Source organism: Nonomuraea sp. NPDC059023, from assembly GCF_042740095.1.
Classification (GTDB): Bacteria; Actinomycetota; Actinomycetes; order Streptosporangiales; family Streptosporangiaceae; genus Nonomuraea.
This window is the reverse complement of sequence record NZ_JBHYIO010000099.1, coordinates 1-7804: the sequence shown is the minus strand read 5'-3', so window position 1 is coordinate 7804 and position 7804 is coordinate 1. Positions and strand designations below refer to the sequence as shown.

At 70.7% G+C, this 7804-nt stretch carries 4 protein-coding genes and 2 pseudogenes; 1 reads left to right on the top strand and 5 read right to left on the bottom strand.

Annotation, left to right across the window (positions count from 1 at the left end; translation table 11 throughout):
• Positions 1-181 (top strand): annotated as a pseudogene (locus ACFWYW_RS58600) (PucR family transcriptional regulator); the annotation flags it as partial.
• A gap of 167 nt (positions 182-348) precedes the next feature.
• Here the strand turns inward: ACFWYW_RS58600 and ACFWYW_RS58595 are convergent.
• From ACFWYW_RS58595 to ACFWYW_RS58575, 5 genes and pseudogenes are all read right to left on the bottom strand, one after another.
• Positions 349-1614, bottom strand: a pseudogene (locus ACFWYW_RS58595) (APC family permease); the annotation flags it as partial.
• 463 nt (positions 1615-2077) lie between these two features.
• On the bottom strand, positions 2078-2716 hold the full coding sequence (locus ACFWYW_RS58590) for a GPP34 family phosphoprotein (protein WP_379623197.1): 639 nt from the start codon (positions 2714-2716) through the stop codon (positions 2078-2080).
• A gap of 125 nt (positions 2717-2841) precedes the next feature.
• Positions 2842-3186 carry an MmcQ/YjbR family DNA-binding protein gene (locus ACFWYW_RS58585; RefSeq protein ID WP_379623195.1) on the bottom strand — a complete coding sequence of 115 codons (345 nt, stop codon included), beginning with the start codon at positions 3184-3186 and terminating at the stop codon, positions 2842-2844.
• Between the two features lie 203 nt (positions 3187-3389).
• Positions 3390-4238, bottom strand: coding sequence for a hypothetical protein (locus ACFWYW_RS58580; RefSeq protein WP_379623193.1), 849 nt, complete (start codon positions 4236-4238; stop codon positions 3390-3392).
• A 354-nt stretch (positions 4239-4592) separates the two neighbouring features.
• Positions 4593-7178: an ATP-dependent Clp protease ATP-binding subunit gene (locus tag ACFWYW_RS58575; RefSeq protein WP_379623191.1), complete on the bottom strand. Its 2586-nt coding sequence runs from the start codon at positions 7176-7178 to the stop codon at positions 4593-4595.
• Positions 7179-7804 lie beyond the last annotated feature (626 nt).

The following is a 7804-nucleotide window of genomic DNA, read 5'->3' as shown; positions in this document are numbered from 1 at the left end:
GCTCGTGTACTCCCGGGAGATCGCCTTCGCCACCGCCCAGGTGTACGCGCAGGCCGCCGAGGCCCGGGGCGCCTGGGACGCCCGCCTCGAATCGCTCGTCGTGAACGCCGTGCTCTCCGGCGAGGCCGACGAGGGTGCCGTCAGCCGGGCCGCCTCGTGCGCGGTGACGGCCTTGGCGCCGAGGCCGACCCTGGCGTAGACGGCGGGCTGCCGGGCACGCAGCACCAGCGCCCAGCTCACGCCCAAGGCCATCGCCGCCACGTACACCAGCGGCAGGATCCAGGTCAGCGGGTCGCCGGGCGGCACACCGAGCAGCGCGTCGATGTTCGCCCAGCCGAGCCACACCATCACCGCCAGCAGGATCGCCGCCGGCACCGGCGTGACGAGCCTGCGCAGCGCGCTCTCCCCGCTCGGCTCGCGCACGAAGAACACGATGACCGCGATCGACGTGGTGAAGATCAGCAGCAGGACGCCGAAGCCGCCGAACGCGCCGCCGTAGAAGAAGAGCTGGACCAGCGGGTTGAGGCCGAGCACCGCGTAGACGACGATCACCACCAGGCCCAGCACGCTCTGCGCTATCGAGCCAGCCTGGGGCGCGCCGCTGCGCGGGCGGGTGCGGCCGAAGACGGCGGGCAGCACACGTTCGCGGCCCAGCGCGAAGAAGTAGCGGGCCGTCGTGTTGTGGAAGGAGATCATCGCGGCGAACACGCTGGTCACGAACAGGACGCGGGCGATGTCCACGACCAGCGAGCCCAGGTGCGAACCCGCCAGGACGAAGATCGTCTCGGCGCCGTCCCTGGTGGCCGTGGCCACGATGTTGCCCGGCCCGGTGGCCACCGTCATGGCCCAGGCCGACAGGGCGTACAGGCAGGCGATGATGACGATCGAGGAGTAGGTGGCGAGGGGTACGGTGCGGCGCGGGTCGCGGCTCTCCTCGGAGAACACCACCGACGACTCGAACCCCACGAAACCCAGCGTCGCGATCACCAGCAGCGCCCCCACGCCCGGCACGAACAGCGCGCCGGGCGACAACGTCTCCAGCGACAGGCCGCCGGGGGCCGGGTTGGCCAGGTCGGCGAAGTCGAACAGCAGGATGACCGCCACTTCCAGGGTCAGCAGGATGGCCAGGAGCCGGCCGTTCACGTCGACGCGCATGACGCCGAGCACCGCGACCAGCGCCCAGACGATCAGCGACAGCACCCACCAGGGCGGCGCCGTCCCGAACCACCGCTCGACGATGGGCGTGGCCGCCGCGCCGAAGGCGCCGTAGAGGCCGACCTGGAGGGAGTTGTAGGCGATCAGCGCCACCCAGGCCGAGGCGATGCCGGCGGGGCGGCCGAGGCCGCGGCTGACGTAGGTGTAGAAGGCGCCCGCGTTGGCCATGTGGCGGGCCATCGCCACGTAGCCGATCGCGAACAACGCCAGCACCAGTCCGACCACCAGGAACGCGACCGGGAGACCGGTGATCTTCGTCACGCTGTAGCCGGTGGTCATCACGCCGGCCACGACGGTGAGCGGGGCGGCGGCCGAGAGGACGAAGTAGACGACCGAGGGGGCGCCGAGCCGATCGGCGGCCAGAGCGCGGGTGATCGGGTCTGGCTGGGGGGTTTCCATCGGCATCCTTTCTGTGTGGAGGGGTGGGGGTGCTGCTGGTCAGTGGGGGTCGCGGCGGCTGCGCTCCGGGCCCTTCCGTCTCGCGCGGGTACGCCCGCCGCTCGGCCGTTCGCTCACGGGCGAGAGGTGCCCGGGCGGGGCGATCCCCGAGGCCCGGCATACCCACCCGGCACACCCAAAGGCTGTCCGCAGCCCGGAGCCTCCCGGCAACCCACGGCTCAGGACCAACCCACCGCCTACGGGTAACTCACGGCTTGGCGGCGGTCCGGGGCTTCTCGGCGATCCGAGGCATTGCGGCGATCTGCGGCATTGCGGTGAACCGAGGCGTCGCGGGGGGCCGAGGCTTCCGGGTAATCGGGGGCTTCGCGGTAAGGCGGGGCCTTCGGGGGAGCCGGGGCCCTGGGGAGGGCGGGGGCGCCGGGGGGAGCTGGGTGGGCGGTGAGTGGGCATGGGGCGGGGCCGGTCAGGTGCGGTAGGTCAGGACGGCGTCGCCGACGGCGGCGTGGACATGACGGGCCAGGTCGGTCAGCTGCGGCGGCAGCGCGGCCAGGACGGTGGTCAGATGACGCCGGGCGGTTTTTCGCTCGGCCGGGTCCTCCACCACGACGTCGGTCATCCCGCACGCCTCCACCAGCGACGCCAGTGCCATGTCGTGCGGGTCGAGCGGCTGCCATCGGGTGAGCGCCATGTGGAGGCGTGTTCTGGGCCATGCGGCCGGACCGAAATCGGTGGCGAAAAAGCGGCCCGGCTTGCGGCGCCATAATTTCGGCGCTTCACGTTCTAGGAATCCGGCCAGGATCATTCTCCCGGACACGTCGTCGACGGCCCGCTGCGACAGGTACACGAGCCAGGTCCGCAGATCCGTGTGCTGCGGCATGCTGCCCATGTCGGCGAGCACCCGGTCGGCCACGACCTCCTGAACCGGCCGCGGATCGACCAGCCGCACCGTGGACCCGCGCACCCCGACCCGCCCGGCCAGCACGAGCTCGCCGATGAGCGCCCCGGCCAGCCCCAGTTCGACTCCCTGGACATGCAGCCGCGGACGCCCCGTGCTCGTGGTGTCCCAGCCGACCAGGAAGAGCTCGTCGGCTAGCGCCCGCATGATTCACCCTTTGTGGAAGCCCGATATTCGATACCGCTCACATGACCAGAGCGAAATATCTATCAGACGGATGATCGCCGGGCTAGTCCCATTTAATTAGGTGCAACGCGTTTTAGAATGATATTTCATTGCGTCGCGAGATATTCCGCATACACCTTTTTCGGCACGGTCATCCGCCAGGCCTCCACGACCAGCTCCCGCATCTCGTCCACCTCCAGCGCCGCCATCCGGGCCTGGACCCACTGATAGCGCAGGTCACCCTGGGACGGCATGAGGAACTTCTCCGGCTCCGCCGCCACCAGCGCCTCCCGCTCCTCCTTCGGGAACCCGAACCCCATGATCGTCTCGTCCCTGGAGAAGGCCACGTAGACGATGCTGCCCACCCGGAACTTCACCCGGTCCCGGATGAGATGCTCCGACGAGCGCGGCAACCGCGACGCCACCTGCCGCACGTCCTCAACAGTGATCACGGCCCGACCCTAACCCGACCCACCGACAATTCCCGGCCGCCGCCTCTTCTCCCGCGCTGGCCGCCCTGACCAGGGAACCGGCCCACGGGGCGGCGTTACGGCGAGTACGCCGTGAGCCCTCACGAGCGGCGCTCGACGGGCGCCCGCCGGGGTCGGCGATGCGGGTTGGGGGGGCGGAAGCCGTAACTTATGGGACAGAGCGATCAGGAGACACTGCGATACAGGTCGGCGGCGAGTTTGTTGATGCGCTTCACCGACGCGTCCCAGGTGCCGGCGGCCGGGTGGGCGGTCAGCAGGGCCATGACGAGGCGGTCGTCCTTGCCGAGCAGGCCGGTGGTGTGGAGCACGGGGTGGCCGTAGTCGGGGACCGTGGTGCCGCGCGCGCTGGCGGCCAGGACGCTGATGGGGCCGCCCCCGATCGGCGCTCCGGCCGAGGCGGGGATGATCTCGGCCGCCGCGGTGGTGTTCGCGCACCGGACCGGAGGCGTCAGGCCGAACCCCGACCACCCCTGCTTCACCGCCCACGGACGCGGGATCGCGCCGGGGATGCCGAACGACTGGTCGAAGCCGTCGGTCCCGCACCGCGTGGACTTGCGCAGATGGCCGAGGACGAGGTCGCGCACGCGCGGGTCGGCGGTGTCGAGCAGGTAGCGGTAGGTCTTGACGATGTCGTACGCGCTCAGCGACACGTATCCCCAGAAACCGGGCTTCGAGGCGGGCGGCGGCGTGGTGTCGGCCAGGCGCAGCTTGCGGGCCATCCGGGTGATGATCGCGCCCTTGCCGCCCCGGTTCCAGAACGAGGTGGCGGCGCCGTCGTCGCTGGAGCGCAGCATGATCCGCAGCAGCCGCGCATCACCCGCCTGGACGCTCTTGTGGGTCTCCAGGAAGTCGATCGCAATGAGGATCTTGCTCACCGAGGCCGACCGGAACTTCCTGCGCGCGTTCTGGTGAACAACGATCTTCCCCGTCGTCCGGTCGAACACGACATATCCGGCGGTGGTGCCCGCGGGAACCTTGGGCCGCTTCACAGCGGGTGTCTTGGAGGGGGTCACGTTCGAACTCTCCGTACCGCCGGCGGTGCCGGATCCGAGGGGGTGCGCACTGCTCTGCGCGCTCGACGACGACCCGGCGGCTCCGGCCGCACATCCGGCCACCAGGGGTACGGCTGCCGCGAGCGCGGCCAAAGGCTTAATTCGCACCCGACCATAACTACCAGATCCACCCACACCCCACCCGCCACCCGGCCATTCCCCCACCCCGGCCAAGCCACAGACCACACCCCCACCCCATCCCCGCCCCGTCCCACCGCGACAGACCAGGCCACAGTCCAGACCCACCGACGCCTGCCGCGGGCACGGCACGACGGACCCGGCGCCCGTCTACGCCTCGGTACCCGGCGCCTGGGGTTAGCTGGAGGATTCCAGGCTTTGCTCCGGGACCTCTTGGGAGGTGGCGGCGGGTTCCGGGGTGGTGGCGTGGAGCATGAGGCGGTCGTCGGTGCCGGCGTCCACCTTGACCGTGCCGCCCTCCCCCACCTCGCCGGTCAGCACCATGGTGGACAGGCGGTTGTCCAGTTCCCGCTGGACCGTGCGGCGCAGCGGGCGGGCGCCGAACTCCGGCTGGTAGCCCTTCTCGGCCAGCCAGTCCTTGGCCGCGTCGGTGACCTCCATGCCGATGTCCTGGCCCTTCAGCCGCTGGCGGGTCTTTTCCAGGAGGAGGTCCACGATCTGCCGCAGTTCCTCCTTCTCCAGGCGCTTGAAGATGATCGTCTCGTCGATCCGGTTGAGGAGCTCGGGGCGGAGGGAGTGGCGCAGCAGATCCATGAGGCGCTCCTCCAGCTCGGCCACGTCGCCGGTGGAGTCGAGGATGAGCTGGGCGCCGATGTTGCTGGTCATGATGACGATCGTGTTGGTGAAGTCGACGGTACGGCCCTGCCCGTCGGTGAGCCGGCCGTCGTCGAGCATCTGGAGCAGGATGTTCATGACGTCCGGGTGGGCCTTCTCGATCTCGTCGAGCAGGATCACGCCGTGGGGGCGGCGGCGCACGGCCTCGGTCAGCTGCCCGGCCTCCTCGTAGCCGACGTATCCGGGCGGGGCGCCGATCAGCCGGGAGACCGTGTGGCGCTCCTGGAACTCGCTCATGTCGATGCGGACCATGTGGTCCTCGCCGCCGAACAGCGCGTCGGCCAGGGCGCGGGCCAGTTCGGTCTTGCCCACGCCGGTCGGGCCGAGGAACAGGAAGCTGCCGATCGGGCGGTTCGGGTCCGACAGGCCGGCACGGGCGCGGCGCACGGCTTCCGCGATCGCGACCACGGCCTCGTCCTGGCCGATGACACGCTGGTGGAGGTGCTCTTCGAGGCGCATGAGCTTGTCGCGTTCCTGCTCGGTCAGCTGGGCCACCGGGATGCCGGTGCGCCGGGAGACGACCTGGGCGATGTCGGCGACCGACACCTCGGGGACGCTGTCGTCGCCGTGGCGGGCGTTCTCCAGCTCGGGACGGAGCTTGTCGATCTCCCGGGTCAGCTCCTTGGCGCGGTCGAAGTCGTCGCTGGAGACGGCCTGGTCCTTGTCCCGGTGAAGGCTGTCGAGACGTTCCTCCAGCTCGCGTACGTCGGCGCCGGGGGTGCGGGCGCGCAGCCGTACCCTGGCGGCGGACTGATCCATGAGGTCGATCGCCTTGTCCGGCAGGAACCGGTCGGAGATGTAGCGATCGGAGAGCGTGGCGGCGGCGTCCAGCGCCTCGTCGGTGATGCGCACCTGGTGGTGCGCCTCGTAGGCGTCGCGCAGGCCGGCGAGGATCTCCACCGTCTGCTCGACCGTCGGCTCCGGGACGAGGATCGGCTGGAAGCGGCGTTCGAGCGCCGCGTCCTTCTCGATGTTCTTGCGGTACTCGTCGATGGTGGTGGCGGCGATGACGTGGAGTTCGCCGCGGGCCAGGGCGGGCTTGAGGATGTTGGCCGCGTCCATGCCGCCCTCGGCGGAGCCGGCGCCGACCAGGGTGTGGACCTCGTCGATGAAGACGATGGTCTCGTCGGCGTGCTCGCGTACCTCGTCGATGACCTTCTTGATCCGCTCCTCGAACTCGCCGCGGTACTTGGAGCCGGCGACCATGCCCGTCAGGTCGAGGGCGATGACGCGGCGGTCCTTGAGCGTGTCGGGGACGCTGCCGTTGACGATGCGCTGGGCGATGCCCTCCACGATCGCGGTCTTGCCGACGCCCGGCTCGCCGATGAGGACCGGGTTGTTCTTGGTACGGCGCGAGAGCACCTCGATGGCCTGCTCGATCTCGTCCTCACGGCCGACGACCGGGTCGATCTTGCCCTGCATGGCCTCCTCGGTGAGGTCGCGGCCGTATTCGTCGAGGGCGGGCGTCTCGCCGGAGCCTTTGGTCGTGCCTTCGGTACGGCGGCCGGGCTGGGCGGCGCCGGACATGAGGGCCTGCTGCAGTTCGTTGGCGGAGGCGCCCTGCTCGGCCAGCAGGCGGGCGGCGCTGGAGTCCGGGTTGGCGGCCAGGGCGAGCAGCAGGTGCTCGGGGCCGATGTAGGAGGAACCCAGCGCTCTGGACACGCGCTGCGCGTCGAGAATGGCCCGCTTCGCGGCCGGGCTCAACGTGTCGGGCGGCTGGCCCGCGGCGCCTGCTCCGGCTCCGGCTCCGGCTCCGGCTCCGGTGAGGGCGGCGATGCGGTCGTGCAGGCGGTCGGCGTCCACGCCCGAGGTCTGCAGCAGCGCGCGGCCCGGGTCGTCCTGGGTGGCGGCGTCGAGCAGGTCGAGCACGTCCAGGTCGTGGGCGCCGCGGCGGGCGGCGATCTCCAGGGCGCTGGTCAGCATGTCGCGGGCCGACTGGCTGAGGAGCTTGCCCACGTCCACACGCTGGACGCTGGGACGGGAGGGCGGCCACGCGTCCATACCGCCGAAGACCCGGCCTGTGAGCTCCTCGAACCCGCGGAACGGATCCCTGCCAAAGAACGACCCGAACGGCGATGCTTCCGACATGACCTCTCCCCTCTCCGGAAAGGCCCATTACCGGAAACCCGGACAAACAACCCCAGGTTTCCGCAAAGTTCCCAACCCTCCTACCGCCCCGAAAGCACCACCACCATGGCTCGGGCAAACACCCGAGACGCCCCACCCCCAGGGGTTGACCCCCTCAGAGGCGGTCACCTCAGGCGTGCACCCCGGGAGGGGGTCAACGCGTGGGGGTGCCCTCCGGCAGGGGCCAACCCCCTGGGGGCGGGACGCGCCTGGACGGACGCGCGTGAGAGGCGACGCGTGGGCGCGATCCGCCCGACGCGTGGGCGCGATCCGCCCGACGTGTGAGTGCGGGGAGGGCGACGCGTGAGGGTGGGGAGGGCGACGCGTGAGGGTGGCCGTCCGGCAAGGGGCAGCGCGTTGGGCGCAATCCGCGATCCGCAGGGGCGCGTGAGCGCTGGGGCGCTGGGGCGCTGGGGCGCGGCGAAGGCGACGCGGGGCGCGCGGGGGCTGGGGGCGCGCGGGGTGGGGTCTCCGGTGGTGTGTGGGTGGGGTTAGTGGCAATGCCGGGAAGTTAAGGATCTTGGGTGGTCGTCAACTCGGGGTCGGTGTGGATGTCGATGGCGGTGGTCGTTTGGTAGTTGGTGCGG